The sequence below is a fragment of the Microbacterium sp. 67-17 genome, assembly GCF_001898325.1.
GTDB classification, from domain to species: domain Bacteria; phylum Actinomycetota; class Actinomycetes; order Actinomycetales; family Microbacteriaceae; genus Microbacterium; species Microbacterium schleiferi.
In genome coordinates this window covers 93,575-110,995 of sequence record NZ_MKTR01000016.1, presented here as the reverse complement: position 1 = coordinate 110,995, position 17,421 = coordinate 93,575, and the positions used below count along the sequence as shown (strand labels likewise).

The following is a 17,421-nucleotide window of genomic DNA, read 5'->3' as shown; positions in this document are numbered from 1 at the left end:
CATGCGCTGGTGGCCATTCACGCTTCGGGGCACCGGTGCTCTGACGCTTTCCATCGCCTCGTTCGTGATCGCGGGCGAGACCGGCGTGCTCGAACTCATGTTCTTCGGTGTCCTCATGGCGGTGCTGTGCGCGGGGAGCCTCGCATCGCTCTGGTTTCGCGCGGCTCCCACCGCCACACCCAGACGGATCGTCCCTGACGTCGCGACGGTCGGCAAACCCACGACGGTCACGGTGACGCTACGGCCGCCGACCCGCATGATGGGCAGATCGGGGCGGTGGCACGAGCACGCCGATCCGGTCTTCATCGGCCAACTCGAGGGCGATCTGATGTGGCGCGGCGCCGAGCGAGTCGCGACGGTGACCTACAGCGTGACGCCCACCACGCGTGGCACCTACGCTCTCGGCCCGCTGCGGGTGGTCACCGAAGACCCCTTCGGGCTGGCCCGCCGCGCGGTGCGGGTTGTCGCCGCCGAATCGGTCAGGGTCGCCCCCGCGCAGGTCGAGGTCACGGCGCTGCGTGCGATGACGGCGACAGCGGGTGGGGCGCTCCACGCCACCCACACCCAGCGGGGCCACGGCGTGGACAACCTGCTGGCCCGCCCCTATCAGCCGGGGGATTCGATGCGCCGCATCCACTGGCGTGCGTCAGCTCACTACGACGGACTGATGGTGCGCCAGGAAGAGAATGAATCGGCACCGGATGCCGTCGTCGTGCTCGACCGGGACGACGCGCGCTGGGGGGCCGGGGCCGCTACCGCGCCTGGGCAGGATCCCGCTTTCGAGGCAGCGGTTGCCACAACCGTGTCGGCTGTCGCGCAACTCTCGCGCGACGGCTACACCGTCAGCGTTCTCGACAGCGACGGAACCCCGCTCCACGAGCCCATCGAACCGGGCGAAAAGGCGCTCCTCGACGCGTTCGCTGCGGACTGCGCAACCATCATCGCGGGCACCGGGCACAACATCCATGATTTGCCGCGCGCCTTCGCTCGGGTCGGCAGTGGCCCGATCGTCATCATCACCGGCTCCGTCTCTGAGTCTGATGTCGCAGCCCTGGCACCCATCGGCGCACACACGACCCTGCCGATCCTGCTGGCCACCGACGCCAGCGCTGACGCCTTCGACCACGCAGCGGAGTTGGGGTGGCGAGTTCAGGCCATTCGCGTGGGACCCGAGATGCCCGGCTGGTGGGACGACGCGCGCGATCAAGGTCCGCGGCGATGAGCTTGTCGACACGATGGCGAGCAGCGCGCAGCGCCCGCCGCCGGGGGACGCGAAACGGACGCTCCGACGCCCTGCTTACCGTCGGTGTGATGATCGGGATCGTCGCCGCGCTTCTTCCCGTAACGCGAGTCATCGCGCCCGGCGCCTGGATCTGGGGAGCCCTCGCGCTGTCGGCGGCGACTATGGCCACAGGATTCCTGCTCCGCCGCACCCGGATGTCGGCGGTCGGTATCAGCGCCGTGGAGCTGGCGCTGACGATCGGCGTCGTCACAGTGGTGTTCCTGCGAGAGACCGCTCTGTGGGGGATCATCCCGGTCTTTGGGAGCGTCGATCAGGCAGCGGGCCTCGTGGTCACGGCATCCGAGGAGATCTTCTACAGCGCGGCCCCCATGGTCCCCACTCCGGCGTTGAGCTTCTTGGTCGTCGGGGCGGCCGGCCTGTTCACGATTGCCGTGGATCACATCGCGTTGACAGCGCGGATGCCGCTCCTGGCCGGTGTCGCACTGTTCACGGTGTCGCTGATTCCTGCGCTCGCGGTACCCAGCGCCGTCAACCTGTGGTCGTTCGCGCTACTGGCAGCAGCCGTGCTGCTGATGCTTCGCGCCGAGACGCGCGGCCGGGAGCCTCGGGGAGGTCGTGCAAGCGGCGCCTCCGCCGTCGCAGCAGGTATCGGCGCGCTCGCGCTCGTCGCGACCCTCCTGATCACTCCCTCCCTCCCCCAGCCAGGCCCCCGGGTTGCGTCCGGGAGCGGGACCGCCGGGATCGATGCATCCCTCTCACTCGGGCAGGATCTGCGTCGCCCCGAGCAGATCGAGGTCCTGCGGATGCGCTCGACCGCGCCGCTGCCTCCGTACCTGCGCGTGGCAACGCTCAGCGAGTTCACCGGCGCCGTCTGGGAACCCGACCGCACGTGGTCGCTTCCCTTGGAAGGCGGAGCCGCGTTCGGCGATGTCGAAACCGGTCCCGGCATCGAGGTGGCCGACTACTCCACGACTGTGGAGATCACCGACCTCTCCGCATCCTGGCTTCCGGTGCCCTTCCCTGCTGTGGGAGTCGAAGGCCTGTCGGGTTCGTGGAACGTGATGCCGCTGAACCGGACGGTCGTGGGCGAGAACGGGGCGACGCAGGGGCAGTCGTATGTCGTCGAGACCCGCGTCCCCGAACCGACCCTCGACCAGATCCGTGCAGCGGATGCCAACCCTGACCGGGTTCGGGACACGGCATCCGCTCTGCCCGACAACCTCCCCGAGATCATCGCCCAGACCGCGCGAGAGATCACCGCCGGCACCACGAACGACTATGACGCGCTGATCGCGATGCAGTCCTGGTTCCGCGGATCGGACTTCCGGTACTCGCTCGACGCCCCGGTCGAGCAGGGGTTCGACGGGTCAGGCGCTGACGCGGTGGCGGCGTTCCTCGAGGTGAAGTCCGGGTACTGCGTGCACTTCGCGTCGGCATTTGCGCTCATGGCACGGACCCTCGACATGCCCTCGCGGATCGTGGTCGGCTACCTGCCCGGCGTCAACACCAGCACCGTCGTCGACGGGCAGAACGTGCGGTCGGTACTCAGCGGTCAGCTTCACGCGTGGCCCGAGGTGTACTTCGACGGGATCGGCTGGGTCGCATTCGAGCCGACCAACAGCCTCGGGACGGCGACGCGGTTCGGCTCGGCCACGGATGCCGCACAGGACGACACGGCTGACCCCACACCGACCGCGTCATCCACCCCGTCGGCAACCCCGCAGCCCACGCGATCGGCCCTCTCCGAGAACCTCGACACCCCGAATGCCTCGGTTCCCCTTCCCTTGCAACGCAACCTTGCGGCGTTCGGATGGGGAGCGTTCGCGGTCGGGATGCTCGCTCTTCTGGCCGCGCCGGGCGTCGTTGCCGAGCTGCGCCGACGGCGGCTGCTTGCTTCGGCCGCGCGCGGTGATGCGGTGGCCGCGTGGGCAGTTGTTCGGGATACCGCGGCGGATCTCGGCATCCGGGTGGCGGGGAGCGACACCCCGCGGATGCTCGGGGACCGGCTCGTACGGCATCACGGCGTTGATGCGGATGCCATGGCTGTGCTCGTGTCGGCTATTGAACGAGAGTCCTATGCACTCGCCGGTGCTGGCACGGCGCCGAGGCCGCGGCCTGGCGATGGCGGAACCGAGCGGGGGACGCTCGCCCAGGCGGCTCGAGAGGTTCGCGGCCAGGTGATGCTGGCGGCCTCTCCTGCGCGACGATCGATCGCCCTGGTCGCGCCCCGGTCACTGGTGCTCGGCCTGTTTCCCCGCAGCTAGACGAATAAGCCTTGAGCCGCGACCCGGGTGAGTACGGTCACGCACCGGTGCGAGTTAGCACGGCTCCTCGCCTTCGGCAGCAAGGATGTGCCATATCGCGAAGGTGACGTCGGCCGCGCCGACGGAGTCGCCGGCAACGAGCGCATCGATCGGTTGCTCGTGCCGCGTGACCGCCATCACATCCCCCGCACCACCTCCGACAAGCACAACCTATGCACGTGGACTCTGCATGGTGGATGCGCACTCTTGGCGCGCTCTCCGATGATCGAGAAGTGAGCTCTCTCATGACGATCGGCGATTTCTCCCGCGCCGTCCGCCTGAGCGCGAAGGCCCTCCGCTTCTACCACCAGAACGGCATCCTCGCGCCTGCCCTGGTCGACGAGCACAGCGGCTACCGTCTCTACGCAGCCGAGCAGATCCCCGACGCTCAGGTCATCCGGTCCCTGCGGGCACTGAGATTACCGGTGCCCACCATCCGGGAGATCCTGGCAGCCCCCGACATCACGGCGCGCGCCGCGCTCCTCTCAACGCATCTCGGGCGCCTCGAGCAGGAACTCGCGGAGACACAGGCGGCCGCCGAGCAGCTTCGCGGATTGCTCAGCCCACCCGATCCGGAGATCGCCGTCACATTCCGCACGGTACCGGCCATGGCGGTCCTTTCGCTTAGCGAGGTGATCGAGCTCGGGGACCTCGAGCAATGGTTCCGCGAGGCTACCGCCCAGCTACAGAGCATCGCCGCCCGAGCCCCCGGCTCAGCGGGAAGCCAGCTGGGCGGCGTATGGCCCAACGAACTCATCGCCGACGGCCGCGGTAGAGCGACGGTGTTCCTCACAAACGCCGACGACATCGCCGACGATCTTGTTGGTGGCGGTCTCACGCGCGAGACTCTGCCACCCGTCGAGGTCGCCGTCGCCGTTCACAGAGGCAGCGATGATCGTGTCCCCCGCGCCTATGCCGCCCTCGGTACGTATGTCGCGCGACACCAACTGGCCACGGATGCGCCCGCCCGCGAGATCTACCTCGAGGGCCTCCCCGGCACAGATCCCACGACGACCACCGAGATCCAGTGGCCCGTCTTCCGCGTGACTCACTGATTTGCACTCTCGGCAGCCGCCGCAGCCGGCAGGGAGACCTGCGCCCGAAGACCACGCCATCGGAGGATGCGACCGAGACCGCGTTGCGGAGCGCGCGAAGGAGCGCCGGATTGAGTCGGGTGACGCCCGGATACGTGTCGTCTGTGACGGAAACACCCGGGGGAAGGTATCCGTGTTCGACCGTGGTGCGCGGCTCGCTCGGCACCACCGCCGGGTCGGTCGGGGCGCCGCCGGGTCGGTCGGGGCGCCGCCGGCGGGGGATCGATCGAAGCGTATGCAAGACCACAGCGACCGGTCGCTGTTCTGGCGGATGCCGCGCACGTGCATCCGATCTCTTGACCTTCCCCTTGGGGGAAGCCCAACGCTGGTCTGGTGCGACACCCACAGCACCGCGATGATCTCCGCCGCAGGCGCGGACGCGCACATCAAGAGACAACGAAAGGCAGAAACATGGCTGAGACACACACCGTCGACCCCTACGACGCAGCGATCCTTCCCGAGGTTATCGTGCGCTACCTGAGGGAGCACGGCGACGGCGGCGACTGGCGCGCCGTTCTGCAGACGTTCTCGGCAGATGGCCGGGTGACGGATGAGGGCATCCGCTACGAGGGCACCGATCGGATTCGGGACTGGCTGACGAAAGCTGCCTCCGAGTACACCTACGCGACCACACTGATCGGGCAGCGACAGGAGGGGCCCGACCAGTGGGTGGTCTCGGCGCGTCTGCAGGGAAACTTCCCCGGGGGAACGGCAGATTTGCGCTACCGGTTCACGGTGCGCGAGGGAGAGATCGCGGAGTTGACCATCGCGCCGTGACCGCGAAGCATCCCTGCAGAGGGGGCGTGCTCTGGTACGCGAAGCACGCCCCTCTCTCGACCCGAGCCGACCGAGAAGCAGCGACCGTCACCGTCGGCTGGTTCGCCACGGCGGCGTCATCGTCAATACCCCGAACCCACGAAAAAGCCCTGAGCCGCGACCCGTTCGTAAACGATGACGCGACTCAGGACACATGGCGGTGACGGTGGGATTTGAACCCACGGTGCGCTTGCACGCACACACGACTTCCAATCGTGCTCCTTAGGCCGCTCAGACACGTCACCAGAACAGCCTGTCCATCGTACCCGATGGGCCTCTCTCGCCCGGACCAGCGGATAAGCGCTCACGCTGTGAGCGCGAAGCGGGAGCTACCGGCGAGCCGGGGCGTCCGGACGGGGTCGATCCACGCGGGCGGGATGAGCCAGACCCGCCCAGCCGGGCCGGTGCTGTCGATCTCGATCTCCCACCCGTCGTCATGAACGCGATGGTGACAGCCGGTGCATAGGAGCACACCATTCTCGAGGTCGGTTGGACCGGTATCTCGTTCCCACCACTTCGCGTGATGAACAATGCACCACCCGGGCGGGGCGCCGCAGAAGATGCATCCGCCGTCTCTTCCTGCGAGCGCAAGCTTCTGGGCGGGAGTGAACAAACGCTTGAGCCTTCCCCAGTCGAGAATCTCGCTCTCGCCACCCAGCACACACGGGATAACTTGGGCGTCGGCCGCGAGCCGGCGGACGGCTCCTGCCGAAACCGGTTGATCGAGACCGTCGATCGTGGCAGCCCCGATTCCGCTCTGCAGTTCCTCAAGACTCATACGCACGACGACGGTGGTTGCAGGGCCCGTGGGGACACGGTCGCAGCTCAATCCGTGCCGACACAGGTCCGCCAACGCGTCTGCGGCAAGCTGCTTCACGGATCGCAGGTCGCGCTCGTCGGTGGATGCATGCTCGTTGCGGCGCAAGACCTGGGTCACCATCGCTTCAATCGCCGTCTTCACGGGCACCGCGGTCTCGGCATCCAGTTTTGCCGTGAGTGTCACCATGCCGTCGCGCTCCTGGATGACGAGAGAGCGCTGCGCCCGGGCATCCTCGTGCCGCGGTTCGACACCATCGGGATCGAGGTGCGCCTCGACGCGCGCCAGCAGCTTCGAGAGTTCGTCGGGCCGCATTCCGGGCGCAAGTTCCACGAGCTGCCGTTCTGCTTCGTCGATGCGCGCAGGGTCTACACGAAGGGAAAGCCGGTCGAGAAGGGTCACGATCGCCGCCGCCGGCGTCACCCCAAGGTCTCCCCGGGCGATCGAGGCGGCCACAAACTGCCGCTTTGCGGGCAGCGGATCACCCGTGAGCGTCATCCGCGGCGCGGTTGCCTCACCGACCTGGACGATGCGAAGCGCCTCACCGATGCCGGTCCCCGTCGTGGTGGAGATCAGCGCCGCTGGCGAAGCGAATCCCTGACGCTTGGCAAGCGATTCTTTGCCGAGTTCCCGCCGCGACTGACGCGCGATCTCGGCGGCAACGGGCGCGAAGGCTGCGTCAACTCGCCGCCGCAACGCTCCGTAGGCGTTGTTCACGGCAACCAACTCGGCCGCGGTCAACGACTCCGGCGACCGTTCAGCGCCTGCAGCAGCGAGCGCTTCCAGCGCCTCGGCGATACCTGCCAGCGAGTTCGTCATGCCTCGACATTAGAACATACCTCCGACATTCATCCTGGCTAGGTGCACCTCAGAACGCTCGAATCGCGAGGTGTCCCGACACTCCCCTTCAGTCGCGCCTTCGCGCGACTTTCGCGCTTTGCGACCAGCGTCAAGGCGCGACTGAGCGGAGGCCCCGACCCGAAGGTACCGAGCTCCGCTACGGCCGATCGTGGCTCGTTTCGAGAGTCATCCGGCGCCCTGCCGTCAGCCAGAGCGCCGGGCCGACGACCGGAACGAAGAGGATCAGAAGCGTCCAGATCAACGCCAGCCTCCGGTGAGCTGTCGGGCGGAGCGGGCAAGCCTCGTCCAGAACACTGTGGACCCGGCATCCGTGCAAACGTAGCCGAGCTCGGTGAGCACCGGCTCGAATCGGTCAGCAGTCGCCGCGACGTCGGCGACCGAGATACCCAGATGATTGACGAGCGGCAACGTCACGCCTGCCGGAGGATCTTCGGCATCGCCTTGCCCTTGGCCAGTTCGTCGATCAGCTTGTCGAGGTAGCGGATCTTCTGCATCAGCGGATCCTCGATCTCTTCCACACGCACGCCGCACACGACGCCCGTGATCGCCGAGACACGCGGATTGAGATCGGCATCCTCGAAGAACTCCTCGAACGTCGTCTGCTCGTCGAGGTGTCGCGCCAGAGCCTCGTCGTCGAAGCCTGTCAGCCACCGGATGATCTCGTCGACTTCATCCTTCGTGCGACCCTTGCGCTCGGCCTTCGCGACGTAGAGCGGGTAGACGGAAGCGAAGCTCGTCGTGAAGATCCGGTGCGCCATGGTCCGAGGGTACGCGCTGGGCCTACCGGCGTCCCGAGGCGAACACCACCGGGACGCCCAGCCACTCCCCGAGGTCGCGGATTTCGGCATCCACCATCTCGCGCTCCTCGTCATCGAACGGGATGAGTTCGTGCACCGCCGAGACGACGAGGTTCTCTTTCTTCTTGTCGAGTTCAGCATCCAGGAGAGCCGAGAAACGGTCGCCGATGAGAATCGGATGCACGAAGTAGCCGTACACGCGCTGCGCTTTGGGCTTGAACTGCTCGAGGACGAAGTCGAAGTCGAACAGCTCAGCCAGGCGAGGCCTGTCGAAGAGCATCCGGTCGTACGGGTTGAGGATCGCGACCCGACCACCGGGGTCGTCATCGTGGGCGGCGATCGCCTCGGGGTCGACGCGCCATTTCCACGCGCTCCCCTCGATCTCCGCCGGCTCCCCCGCCATGCCGACATCACTCCAGGGCGACTTCTGGCGCGCGATCCCCGCAGCCTGAAGGCGCCGCTGCTGCATCCGCTCTTCGGCTTCCTCGGCCGTGATGGCCCCGTCATCGGGACCATAGAGCCGCTCGGCAAGGTCCCACACGCGCTGGCGGTTCTCGCGTCGGACCACGGCCACCTCGCCGATGACCGAGAGCAGCTCGAGCATCCGTGGCACCTGATTCGATCCGTACCAGCCGCTCTCGTTGCTGCGCTGCACGACGCTGGTATCGGGAATCTCGGATGCCAGCAGCGGCCCCTCGGCGCGCAGCCGAGCCAGGACATCATTGCGAAAGGCAGCGTTTGCCTCCAGGTACTCGCGGGAAGCGGCACGCAACTGCCGGGCACGCATCAGGGGCACCATGTAGGGCATCAGGCTGGACGCGAAGAATCGCCCGTCGAGTTCGAACAGCAGGCGATCGTCTTCGACGGCCTTCTTCAGCTGACCCGGCTCATATCCCCATCCGATGCGACTCCAGAAGGCGGTCTGCTCGGCGGGCGCGATCGTCGCCGTCGGATCGATCTTGATGCTGCCGAGTTGTTCGGCGACCTCGACGACATCGCCGGGACGATCGGCATCCAACAACTGCGCGCGCACGGCGATCCGGCGCGCTTCGTCCCGAGTGAGCCGATGCATGCCGCGAGCGTACCGCCCGGCACCGACACACGCGCCCGACGTATCAGTGGGCGCCGAGAACCATGTACTTCTCGGCCGCACGCAGGCCTTCGAATCCGAATTGCGCATACAGTCCGTGCGCGTCAGCGGTGGCGAGCATGACACGGCGGACGCCGAGCGGCTGGACATCTGCGACGATCCCGGCCATGAGCGCCTTGCCGATGCCCTGACCTCGAGCGTCGGGTGAGACGAAGACATCGCAGAGCGAGGCGAAGGTCGCGCCATCGGTCACGATTCGCGCGTAGCCCACCTGCTCACCGGTATCGCGGTCGTAGACGCCGTAGTTGCGGGAGCCCTCGATCGCGGCGTCCTGCTGCTCGCGCGAGCGCCCGCGTGCCCAGTACGACAATTCACTCAGCCAGCGATGAACCGTGACCCGATCGACGCGGCGTGGGTCGGCAGAGAACTCGTATGCGGGCATGGGGATATTCTCGCCGAGCCGGCTCGCCCGGTCGCTAGTCAGCCCGCGACACGGGAACTGATCATCGCGACGGCCGGGTGATCGAGGCCAGTCGCCAGACCGCCCACATGGCACCGGCGCCGGCAACCGCAAACACGCCAAAGCTCCACAGCGGCGCGCCGGCTGCTTCGCCGAGCACCGTGATTCCGAGGATGACTGCAACGAAGGGGTCGACGATCGTGAGCCCCGCGACAACTGTCTGCGGGTTGCTCACGGTGTGGGCTGTCTGCACGAAGTAGATCGACAGCGCGCCGGCCACAGCGATCCCGATCAGGCACGCGATCGTCAGCAGGTTTGTGTCGTCGATCCCGAAGTCCTGCGACGCCCACGCGGTCTGGACACGGAGGATGACGGTCTTGCCGAGGGTTGCGACGAATCCCGCGAACAGCCCGCCGAGCACGACATAGGCAACGGGCGGGATGCCGCGGCGCCGCATCAGCGCAAGAGTCGCGAAGGTCGCGGCAAGAACAACGAGCAGAATGATGAGGATCAGGATGAGCTCGCGATCGGTGATCGCTGTCTGCACGCTCACAGCCGCGGCCACTCCGACGAACGCGGCAAGGCTCACCACGGCGACCGCGATCGCCACGATTTCGGGGCGGCGAGGCGGGCGGCGCGTGACGACCGCGGTGAGCGCAGAAGCGAAAACGAGCGCGATCACTCCCACCGGCTGGACGACGATAAGCGGGGCGAAAGCGAGAGCAGCCAGTTGCGCGAGAATGGCCAGCCCGAACAACACAGACCCGAGGAGCCAAACGGGCGTCCTCGCGAGGGCCCAGAAACCCGCGACACCGAGGCGCCGTGAGCCCCCACCGCTGGCCCGTTCGACCCCGACCGATTGGAGGTGGTTTCCGACAGTGAGCAGCGCCGCCGACAGCACGGCAAGCGCGATGCCGATGATCGGAAACGAACTCAACTGCATGCGGGTCCCCCGGTGCCTCGTCGTGTCACCTGGCGCTCAGGCTATCCGACAACCCAGGATCTGAGAGGCGCTGATCATTCGGATGCCGAGGCCGGCGCGAGCAAGCTTCGCTCCGTGAGCACCCCGTCGTGGATCTCGAGTACCCGATCCGCGCGCGCCACGATCGATGGATCATGGGTGGAGAGCAGCACAGCGACGCCGTCGTCATGCGCGACCGAGGCGATCAGGTCGATCATCGCCTCTGCAGTGTGTGAGTCGAGTTGGCCTGTCGGCTCGTCGGCGAGCAGCACCCGCGGCGATGCCGCCAGGGCCCGCGCGATCGCGACGCGCTGACGCTGCCCACCAGAGAGTTCTGCCGGACGCTGCCCGGCGTGGCCAGCCAGACCGACCCGCTCCAGGAGTGCGCTGACGCGCTCATCGCGCGCGCCCGGTTCAGCCCGGACGATCCGAAGCGGAATCTCGACGTTCTCGGCGGCGGTGAGCGCATCGAGCAGCCCGAAGGACTGGAAGATGAACGCGATATCGTCGCGCCTCACCCTGTCGAGGTCGCGCTCCGGGGCATCCGTTACCACCGTCTGTCCGACGCGAACTGACCCGCTCGATGCCGCCTCGATACCACCGAGGACGTGCAAGAGGGTCGTCTTTCCTGCCCCCGAGGGTCCGATGAGCACGACAAGCTCCCCCGGGTACAGCTCCAGGGAGGCGCGCACGAGGGCATGCACCTCGCCAGCCGGTGTGAGGTGGGTCACCGAGATGTCGGATGCCGTGACCACCGGCTCCACCGAACGCTCACTCATCTGCAGCCTCGTCTCGTCCCGTCGCTGCTCCGGCCGAGTCCGGTACCGCAGAGCCCTCGTGGCCTGGCCGGACAGCTATATGGTCGGCCTGAAGCTGCAGACGCACGCGGTCTCGCAGACCCAGGTTCGTCAGGTAGTCCGCCGGTAGTTGCATCCGGCCGACCCGGTCAAGCACGACGAACTCTTCCGCCATCGCGTGTTCGCGTCCTTCATCATCGGTATGCGTCCAGCGCAGCACCTCCGTCGAGGTGCGGCCGTCACGGATCTGTACCGTGCGCTGGACATGCTCCGAGACCGCGGGGTCGTGCGTCACGATCAGGGCGGTGGTTCCCAGTTCAGCGTTGACCTGCTCGAAGGTACGAAGAACCTCCGCCGATGCCCCCTCATCGAGGTCGCCGGTCGGCTCATCGGCCAGCAGTACCCGAGGCTCATTGACCAGTGCTACCGCGATCGCGACGCGCTGCTGCTGCCCACCGGAAAGCTCTGCCGGGTGCCTGTCTGCCAGGTGGGCAGCCCCGACGAGGTCCAGCATCCGAAGCGCCCGCTCCTTCGCACGGGGCTTGCTCCCGATAGCGGCGGCCAGCTCGACGTTCTCGAGCGCAGAGAGGTAGGGCAGCAGGTTCCGCGCTGTCTGTTGCCAGACGAAGCCCACCACATCGCGCCGGTATTCCACGCGATCGCGTGTGGTCAGCGACGGCAGGTCACGACCGGCGACCACAGCCTTCCCCGCCGTGGGGGTATCCAACCCCGACAGAATCGCCAGCAGCGTCGACTTGCCTGAACCCGAGGCTCCGACGAGTGCAACAAGTTCCCCGCGACCGACGAACAGGTCAAGTCCCTGGAGGGCCTGGACCTCGATGTCGGCGACGGTGAAGATCCGTACGAGTCCTTCGCAGCGGATGTCGGCTTCAGCCGAGGGTGCTGGTGTCATCTCAGTCCTCCCCCGTTCGCAGCACTGTCGCCGTCGAGGTCGCACGGGCAGTCAGCACGCCGCCGATCACGGCGAGGGCGAGAGCTGCCAGCACGATCGCGACGAGCGTAGCGCTCAGGACGGGATCAATGAAGAGCGAGGGCTGACCGCCCCCACCGGTGAACGGGCGCAGGTCGATCGAGAACACGATCAGAAGAGGCAGCAGGATGCCGAGAGCTCCGCCAGCCACGAGCGCGGTGACCCCCAGGGGAACGAACTCCCACGCCACGATGCCGCGCGTCGCGCGCCGCCCCATCCCCATCGTGCGTAGCAGCGCGATGACGCGGGATCTCGCATCGCGAGTCACGCCTGCCACGACCAGGACGGCGACAGCCGAGAGCCCAATCGCGATACCGACTGCGCTGAGCAACGCGATCCGCAGAGCCGTCACCGCTGGGGAACTGCGGATCTCATCGGTCGAGGCATCCAGCAGACTCACCGAGAATGTCCCCCCGAGGATCTGGCCGACCTGATCGACCACGGGAGCGGCGTCGTACCCGGGCGCGAGGTCGAGCAGTATCGTCCGGGGAAAGAAGCCCTTGCCGGTGAGGGTCGTGTAGTCCTCGGCTCCGACGACCACGAACTCCGAAGACGCGGTGAGGCCAAGGATCTCGGCGATCGATGTGGCTCCCACAGCAGAAACGCCCGAGACATCGGTGACGGCTCCACCCAGATCGGCCGTCACCGCTGTCGAGGGCACGACCTGCATCGGAACCTCCGCATCAGCGACGCCCGCGGGAAAGGCTCCCACCATCCCGTTTTGCACCGCGGCGAGCGCGGTGACGTCAGTGGCGATGACCTCGGCAGTGACGCGGCCGCCCGGTCCCGTGGCCGGCAGATAATCGCCGCGAAGCAGGCCCGCGACGGCTGCGATTCCCTCGATCCCCCGAATCGCCTCGAGCCGATCGGCATCCACGTACGGGCCGGAGATCTGGATGTCTGCACCGACCGTGCGCTGAGCCGCGACAACGGCTCCTCGGTCGACAGTGGCCAGCACAACGGAGGAGAACACCGCGATCGCGACAGCCACGAGCATCGCGAGCACTGCCGCCGTGCCGGCAACCGGCTCCCGCACGGCGCGCGCGGCACCCACGAGTCCCGTCGCTCCCCGGCGACGCCGTTGCAGGCGCAAAGCCAACGTGAGGGGGATCGGATGCAGGCGTACGACGACCAACGCGAGCGCTACCGTCAGCAGCAGCGGCGCGGCCACCGCGAGGGGATCGAGGGCGCCGGGACCAGCACCGCGTACCAGCAACACGGTCACGGCTACCGCGGCGAGCACGACCACGAGAGCCTCCGTTGCCAGCAGCGGCAACGTCCGCCGCCCGTGACCCAGGTCTTCCCGACCGACGGCCAGGAGATTCCGGGGCAGTGCGAGAGCGAGCGCCGCGGCCGGAACTACACCCGCGAGGATAGCGAGCACGACAGGCACCCACCCTGCGTCCGCGGGAACGAGGAGTACACCGAGCGCCGCCGCGATGACACTCGCCGGGACGCCGAGAAGCGCACCCTCGAGAGCGAGCAGGCGGCGCAGTTGCGACGGCGCGGCACCGCGTGCAGCCAACAGTGCCAGCTGCTGACGACGCCTGCGAACCATGAGCGCCGCGGCGAGAACCTCGAGCGAGAAGGCCACGACGACGGGGCCCACCGCCGCCACCGCGAGAATTGCGCGTGTGGCCTCGGTCCGTCCGACGGCAACGCCGAGCGCGGCCACCAGGCCGGAATCGAGCGAAACACGCAGATCGCCCCCCTCGCTCAGCGGCAGCGGTGAAGCGACGATGGCGCGAATCGCCGGAAGCAGTTGCGCTACATCGATGTCAGCGGCACCAACGGTGTCGACCGGGTACCACGCGATCACGGTCCCAGGCGGGTCGAGCGTCTCCCACGTCCCGGGATCGATCCAGGCGGCAGAACCTGCCACCGGACGCCGGTTCCCGTCATCGAAGACGGATGCCGTGAGCACGGTAGGCAGATGAAGCCAGCGCGGATCGTCTGGATCGGTTGCTCGAACCGTCGCCGTCAGCACCACCTCGAGCGGCGCGGCCGCGGTAGGAATCGTGCGCTGCTCTCCGATCGGCCAGTCCATGGTGGCGGCAGCGCCCGCGGACAGTGCGATCTCGATCGGCCCGGAACCCGACCACGCCCTCGGCCACGTCCCCTCGGCAATCTGCAGGTGCGCGAGGGCATCGGGCTCGGCCATAAGTTGAACGTCAGCAAAGGGCGAGGTCGGCCCGAGGACCTCCGGCGATGCCCGCAGCGGATCGGTGTAGACCGCGACCTCGCCGTCTTCGACGAGGCCCTGAATGCTCGATGGCCACTGATCTCGCGCGCTCGATAGTGAAGACTCCAGTCCTGCGAGGCCCCCCTCGGGCACGACCGCCGACACAGTCCCAGTCAGGTCGCGCGTTGTCGGGGCAAGCTGCCCCACCTGGTGGGCAACCTCGTCCCTGGTGACCTGAACCAGCATGCGCGGCGCTGCGGAGATGAGCAGCGCCGTCATCGCAGCAAGAACGACGATGACCGTTGCAGCCCCACGGGGCACACCGAAGCGCCGCCGCAGCAGGCGGAGAACCGAAACGCGATCCGACGGCATCCGTCACTCGTCCTCTCGGACCAGTCGCGCGAGCGCTCTCGGAAGACGCACCCACCAGGCAAGGGTCAGCCCACCGACCAGAAGCACCGCCAACAGTACGAGGAGGACGGGGACATCAACCTGAATGCCGACGGGATAGGCAGCGGGAAGGCTACCGGATGCCCACCTCACCGCCGCGGGCACCGTCGCCACTGCCGTCACCGCTCCCCCGATGGTCCCGGCAACGAAGCCGACGACAAGGGCTGTCGTGTTCTGCACTGCCACCACCGTGGCCGCACCACGCCTGCCAGCTCCCACAATGGCCACCAGTGCTGCCTCACGAGCCTCGACCCCGCTGACTCCGCCGCGCAACACGAGCAGAGTCAGGGCGATGAGGACGGACCCGATCGCTGATACCTCAAGGACGGATCCCTGCCTGACGCGGTCTGCTGCAACAGCCGGATCGGGTGTGAGCACGACGACCTGCGGGTAGTCCCGTTCGACCAGCGCAGCTGAAGCACCGGGGTCGTCGGATGCGAGCCAGAGCTGATTGGTCTCGACCGGTTTCCCCGAGACAACTGCCAGACGCGCGAGGTCTACGACGAAGCCGCGCGAGCCCGGGGTCCCTGGGATCACGGGAACCACGCCGGCGATCACCATGTCGGCCGTGAGCGAGGGTGAGGAGGCATCGAGGGCGAGGGAGTCGCCCTCGATGAGCCCCAAGTCGTCGGCGACGTCTTGCGACACCAGTGCCGGAATCTGTCCAGCATCCGAAAACCGGCTGAGGCGTTCGAACCAGTCGCCCGGATCGATGACACCCGGGATCGCCGTCATCACCTGAGAAAGCTTGTCGGATTCCAGCGCCAGGATCGGGACACGGTCACGATCGGAGCGCGTAGAGGGCATGCTCGCAACCAGTTGGCGGCCCCCCATCGCGGCCCCTGCCCGGGCTGTGTCCGCAATGGCGGAGGGCGCGACATCGTCGGGGATCGTTACGACGCGAAGGTCTGCGCCCACTCGCAGGGCCTCCGGCCCGTCTCCGAGCCGGTCAGCGCTGGAGATGTAGGAGGCTGCCACGATGCTCATCCCCACGGCGATGGCGACGGCGATCATCGACGCAGCCGACCGGCCAGGACGGCGAGAGAGCCGGCGCAGTGCCGTGACGACGATGAGGCCACGGCTCCGGGCGGCTGCCCGACTCAGCATCCGGAGCACAGCAAGAGCGAGAACGGTCGATGCCGCGACAACCACGAGAAGGAGCAGGGCAGGGGCCAGGAACGAGAGGGGGTCCACACCGAAAGTCAGGAGGCGCCAGGTCGCCACCCCCGTGAGGATGGCGACGACAACGATCGTAGCGATGGCAACCGCGACCGCCCTCGTCGGCGGACTCTCGCGCCCAGCAAGCGCACCGGCGCTACCCGCGGTGCCGACGATGATCACCGCAACACCCGTGGCCGTCAGCACGATCTGCGGTGCGGCGGACATCAGCGCCCACAGGAGCACAGCCGCGCCGAGAGCACCGGCAAGGCTTGCCACTGTCGTGACGACGGCAGTTTCGGCAACGGCCATCGTCACCAGCCAGCGCGGCGCCACGCCACGGGCCAGAAGCAATCTCGTCTCGCCGACGCGTGAGCGCGCAACCTCGACCGTTGAGAGCGCCACCCCCAGGGCGATCGACAGGGCGAGCATCCCGATCGCGACCGCGGCGAGACTGCCTGACCCGCCGATCGTGAGCCCGTCCGCTGCGGAGCGTCCGGCCCGAGCGGCATCCACGGCGGTCGCCGCGGTGACCAGCGCGCCCGATAGCCCCGCGAACGCTGCCAGTGCGACAAGCGACGCGCGCGCGGCTGCGGCGCGTCGGAGAGCGAAACGGATGACTCCGCTCACTCGCGCCTGCTCCGCATCCTGGCACTCTAGCCGAGGGACCGAGGGGCGAGAACATGGCGGGCGGCGGTGCGTCAGCCACCCGTCAGCACACGGATCGCGATCCGGAAGGTCGTACGGCTGCGATGGATGAGTGAACAAGCGAGCATGGGCCTGGGGTGCCATCGGCGCTGCAATCGTTCTCGGAGCCGCGGTGGGATCGGACCTGATCGTCCGGGCGAACATCGACGCGAGGATTGACACCGCCACCTCCGGATTAGCCATCGACGGACTCTCTGTCTCCGCTGGCCCGACACCAGCGATATGGCAAGTGCTCACGGGTCGAGTGGATCTGCACGTCGCAATCGACAGCAGCGCCATGGCGACGATGGCCGCGTGCCGGTTCGATTCGCCGGTCGATGTACAGATCGACGCGAGCGCCCTGTCTGTGGCGGTCAAGATGCCGTACCGCGGAAGGACGATTCCGGCGACGATTGGCTTTCTGCCCTCATCCACACCCGAAGGGTGGCGGCTCGTGCCGAGCTCGGTCACCGTCGCCGGATTCGAGGTACCACCGGCCATGCTCTCGCAGGCAGGTGACGCGGTCCCTGCCGCTCTCATCGACGGGATCGAGCTCCCGAGTGACCCGGACGCGATAGCCGTGACGTCGGTATCCCTGGCACAGGACGAGCTGGTGCTGTCATTGACGGCGCCGGCCTCGGCATCCGGCGCGCGTGGTCTTGCCGGGCCCCTGAACGGCTGTATGGGCTGAATCGTCAGCTTCCCGTCAGGTTC

At 67.7% G+C, this 17,421-nt stretch carries 17 protein-coding genes and 1 tRNA gene; 5 read left to right on the top strand and 13 right to left on the bottom strand.

Annotation, left to right across the window (positions count from 1 at the left end; genetic code table 11):
* The first annotated feature begins 1 nt into the window (after position 1).
* Together BGO47_RS07720 and BGO47_RS07715 are read left to right on the top strand one after the other, a co-directional pair.
* Positions 2–1,222, top strand: a complete 1,221-nt coding sequence (locus BGO47_RS07720; protein WP_292710175.1) for a DUF58 domain-containing protein — start codon at positions 2–4, stop codon at positions 1,220–1,222.
* Positions 1,219–3,507 (top strand): DUF3488 and transglutaminase-like domain-containing protein, encoded by a 2,289-nt coding sequence (locus BGO47_RS07715; RefSeq protein ID WP_292710173.1) that lies wholly within the window; start codon positions 1,219–1,221, stop codon positions 3,505–3,507. Before BGO47_RS07720 ends, BGO47_RS07715 begins: the two co-directional genes overlap by 4 nt.
* A gap of 54 nt (positions 3,508–3,561) precedes the next feature.
* On the opposite strand, the gene BGO47_RS07710 is transcribed toward BGO47_RS07715, so the two are convergent.
* The gene (locus BGO47_RS07710) at positions 3,562–3,684 is read right to left on the bottom strand and encodes a hypothetical protein (RefSeq protein ID WP_292710171.1); all 123 of its coding nucleotides are present in this window, start codon (positions 3,682–3,684) and stop codon (positions 3,562–3,564) included.
* A 95-nt stretch (positions 3,685–3,779) separates the two neighbouring features.
* Between BGO47_RS07710 and BGO47_RS07705 the strand changes: the two genes are divergently transcribed.
* On the top strand, positions 3,780–4,601 hold the full coding sequence (locus BGO47_RS07705; protein ID WP_292710169.1) for a MerR family transcriptional regulator: 822 nt from the start codon (positions 3,780–3,782) through the stop codon (positions 4,599–4,601).
* A gap of 450 nt (positions 4,602–5,051) precedes the next feature.
* Positions 5,052–5,417 (top strand): nuclear transport factor 2 family protein, encoded by a 366-nt coding sequence (locus BGO47_RS07700; protein WP_292710167.1) that lies wholly within the window; start codon positions 5,052–5,054, stop codon positions 5,415–5,417.
* Between the two features lie 194 nt (positions 5,418–5,611).
* Here BGO47_RS07700 and BGO47_RS07695 read toward each other — a convergent pair.
* The 12 genes from BGO47_RS07695 to BGO47_RS07640 form a co-directional block, all read right to left on the bottom strand.
* Positions 5,612–5,701: transfer RNA gene (locus BGO47_RS07695), tRNA-Ser, on the bottom strand.
* A 59-nt stretch (positions 5,702–5,760) separates the two neighbouring features.
* Positions 5,761–7,092, bottom strand: a complete 1,332-nt coding sequence (locus tag BGO47_RS07690) for an HNH endonuclease signature motif containing protein (RefSeq protein WP_292710165.1) — start codon at positions 7,090–7,092, stop codon at positions 5,761–5,763.
* A 178-nt stretch (positions 7,093–7,270) separates the two neighbouring features.
* Positions 7,271–7,375 (bottom strand): PLD nuclease N-terminal domain-containing protein, encoded by a 105-nt coding sequence (locus BGO47_RS07685; RefSeq protein ID WP_292710163.1) that lies wholly within the window; start codon positions 7,373–7,375, stop codon positions 7,271–7,273.
* Positions 7,372–7,548, bottom strand: coding sequence for a hypothetical protein (locus BGO47_RS07680; protein ID WP_292710161.1), 177 nt, complete (start codon positions 7,546–7,548; stop codon positions 7,372–7,374). The genes BGO47_RS07685 and BGO47_RS07680 overlap by 4 nt, the downstream gene beginning before the upstream one ends.
* Positions 7,545–7,892, bottom strand: a complete 348-nt coding sequence (locus BGO47_RS07675) for a DUF2200 domain-containing protein (RefSeq protein WP_292710159.1) — start codon at positions 7,890–7,892, stop codon at positions 7,545–7,547. Before BGO47_RS07675 ends, BGO47_RS07680 begins: the two co-directional genes overlap by 4 nt.
* Positions 7,893–7,914: 22 nt before the next feature.
* On the bottom strand, positions 7,915–9,003 hold the full coding sequence (locus BGO47_RS07670) for a crosslink repair DNA glycosylase YcaQ family protein (RefSeq protein WP_292710157.1): 1,089 nt from the start codon (positions 9,001–9,003) through the stop codon (positions 7,915–7,917).
* 43 nt (positions 9,004–9,046) lie between these two features.
* On the bottom strand, positions 9,047–9,463 hold the full coding sequence (locus BGO47_RS07665; protein WP_292710155.1) for a GNAT family N-acetyltransferase: 417 nt from the start codon (positions 9,461–9,463) through the stop codon (positions 9,047–9,049).
* Positions 9,464–9,524: 61 nt separating this feature from the next.
* Positions 9,525–10,424 carry a DMT family transporter gene (locus tag BGO47_RS07660; protein WP_292710153.1) on the bottom strand — a complete coding sequence of 300 codons (900 nt, stop codon included), beginning with the start codon at positions 10,422–10,424 and terminating at the stop codon, positions 9,525–9,527.
* Positions 10,425–10,498: 74 nt separating this feature from the next.
* Positions 10,499–11,221, bottom strand: a complete 723-nt coding sequence (locus BGO47_RS07655) for an ABC transporter ATP-binding protein (RefSeq protein ID WP_292710151.1) — start codon at positions 11,219–11,221, stop codon at positions 10,499–10,501.
* Entirely contained in the window at positions 11,214–12,152 is a 939-nt protein-coding gene (locus tag BGO47_RS07650; RefSeq protein WP_292710149.1) for an ABC transporter ATP-binding protein, read from the bottom strand. Before BGO47_RS07650 ends, BGO47_RS07655 begins: the two co-directional genes overlap by 8 nt.
* 1 nt (position 12,153) lies before the next feature.
* Complete coding sequence (locus tag BGO47_RS07645) at positions 12,154–14,784, bottom strand: FtsX-like permease family protein (RefSeq protein ID WP_292710147.1); 2,631 nt, start codon at positions 14,782–14,784, stop codon at positions 12,154–12,156.
* Between the two features lie 3 nt (positions 14,785–14,787).
* A complete protein-coding gene (locus BGO47_RS07640; RefSeq protein WP_292710145.1) occupies positions 14,788–16,650 on the bottom strand; it encodes a hypothetical protein in 1,863 nt (620 codons plus the stop codon).
* Positions 16,651–16,780: 130 nt separating this feature from the next.
* Between BGO47_RS07640 and BGO47_RS07635 the strand changes: the two genes are divergently transcribed.
* On the top strand, positions 16,781–17,398 hold the full coding sequence (locus BGO47_RS07635) for a hypothetical protein (RefSeq protein ID WP_292710143.1): 618 nt from the start codon (positions 16,781–16,783) through the stop codon (positions 17,396–17,398).
* The last annotated feature ends 23 nt before the right edge of the window (positions 17,399–17,421 follow it).

Coding starts and splice junctions, on each gene's coding strand:
- BGO47_RS07720 (WP_292710175.1), top strand. CDS start 2: ATGCGCTGGTGGCCATTCACGCTTCGGGGCACCGGTGCTCTGACGCTT.
- BGO47_RS07715 (WP_292710173.1), top strand. CDS start 1,219: ATGAGCTTGTCGACACGATGGCGAGCAGCGCGCAGCGCCCGCCGCCGG.
- BGO47_RS07670 (WP_292710157.1), bottom strand. CDS start 9,003: ATGCATCGGCTCACTCGGGACGAAGCGCGCCGGATCGCCGTGCGCGCG.
- BGO47_RS07655 (WP_292710151.1), bottom strand. CDS start 11,221: ATGAGTGAGCGTTCGGTGGAGCCGGTGGTCACGGCATCCGACATCTCG.
- BGO47_RS07710 (WP_292710171.1), bottom strand. CDS start 3,684: ATGGCGGTCACGCGGCACGAGCAACCGATCGATGCGCTCGTTGCCGGC.
- BGO47_RS07660 (WP_292710153.1), bottom strand. CDS start 10,424: ATGCAGTTGAGTTCGTTTCCGATCATCGGCATCGCGCTTGCCGTGCTG.
- BGO47_RS07645 (WP_292710147.1), bottom strand. CDS start 14,784: ATGCCGTCGGATCGCGTTTCGGTTCTCCGCCTGCTGCGGCGGCGCTTC.
- BGO47_RS07700 (WP_292710167.1), top strand. CDS start 5,052: ATGGCTGAGACACACACCGTCGACCCCTACGACGCAGCGATCCTTCCC.
- BGO47_RS07650 (WP_292710149.1), bottom strand. CDS start 12,152: ATGACACCAGCACCCTCGGCTGAAGCCGACATCCGCTGCGAAGGACTC.
- BGO47_RS07675 (WP_292710159.1), bottom strand. CDS start 7,892: ATGGCGCACCGGATCTTCACGACGAGCTTCGCTTCCGTCTACCCGCTC.
- BGO47_RS07690 (WP_292710165.1), bottom strand. CDS start 7,092: ATGACGAACTCGCTGGCAGGTATCGCCGAGGCGCTGGAAGCGCTCGCT.
- BGO47_RS07665 (WP_292710155.1), bottom strand. CDS start 9,463: ATGCCCGCATACGAGTTCTCTGCCGACCCACGCCGCGTCGATCGGGTC.